The organism is Bradyrhizobium sp. STM 3809 (assembly GCF_000239795.1).
Taxonomy (GTDB): domain Bacteria; phylum Pseudomonadota; class Alphaproteobacteria; order Rhizobiales; family Xanthobacteraceae; genus Bradyrhizobium.
Genome location: NZ_CAFJ01000774.1, coordinates 1 through 883 on the forward strand (window position 1 = coordinate 1; position 883 = coordinate 883).

At 69.3% G+C, this 883-nt stretch carries 1 protein-coding gene; it reads left to right on the forward strand.

Annotated elements, in window-relative coordinates:
- Nucleotides 1-433 (forward strand): methyl-accepting chemotaxis protein (locus BRAS3809_RS32815; RefSeq protein ID WP_035660160.1); only part of this gene is annotated, 433 nt, incomplete at its 5' end.
- Nucleotides 434-883: the final 450 nt, after the last annotated feature.

Here is an 883-nt window from a genome sequence, read left to right on the forward strand (position 1 = left end):
GGCGCGCGCGGGCGAAGCCGGCCGCGGCTTCGCCGTGGTCGCCGCCGAGGTCAAGGCGCTGGCCGAGCAGACCGCGAAAGCCACCGGCGAGATCGCCCAGCAGGTCTCCGGCATCCAGGCCGCCACCGCCGAGTCGGTCGGCTCGATCAAGGAGATCGGCTCAACCATCGGCCGCCTCTCCGAAATCTCCGCCGCCGTCTCCGCCGCCGTGGAAGAGCAGGGCGCCGCCACCCAGGAAATCTCCCGCAACGTCCAGCACGCCGCCAACGGCACCCAGCGCGTCTCGCGCAACATCGACGACGTGCAGCGGGGGGCCTCGGAGACCGGCTCGGCATCGGCCCAGGTGCTGACCGCGGCGCGGTCGCTGTCGGCGGAGAGCGGACGGTTGAAGCGGGAGGTGAGTAGGTTCCTGGGATCGTTGCAGGCGGCGTGAGGCGAGCGCGGGGTGTCGCTCCACCACCGGACCAGTAGGGCGGATTAGCGCAGCGTAATCCGCCATTACCACCCGAGAAAGCACGGCGGCTTACGCCTTCGGCTAAGCCGCCCTACGCACCGCTGCTGACGCGAAGCCGTCCTCCAGCTCTACGCGCAACGCTGATCGCGCACGCCATGACACGAAGCCGCCACTCCGACCTCCGTCGTCGTCCCGGCGAAAGCCGGGACCCATAACCCCAGGCAGATGTCGTTGAACGGGATGTCGGCCCAGCCTTGTCTCACCACAACCGCCGCGGAGTATGGGTCCCGGCTTTCGCCGGGACGACGGCGGTGGATGTGGAGGCCGCTCGCGCAACATGGGCAGTTGCGAGGAGCGCAGCGACATCCGGGTCCACACGAGCTCTAAACATGACCCCGGATATCGCTGCGCTCATCCGGGCTACGCTCG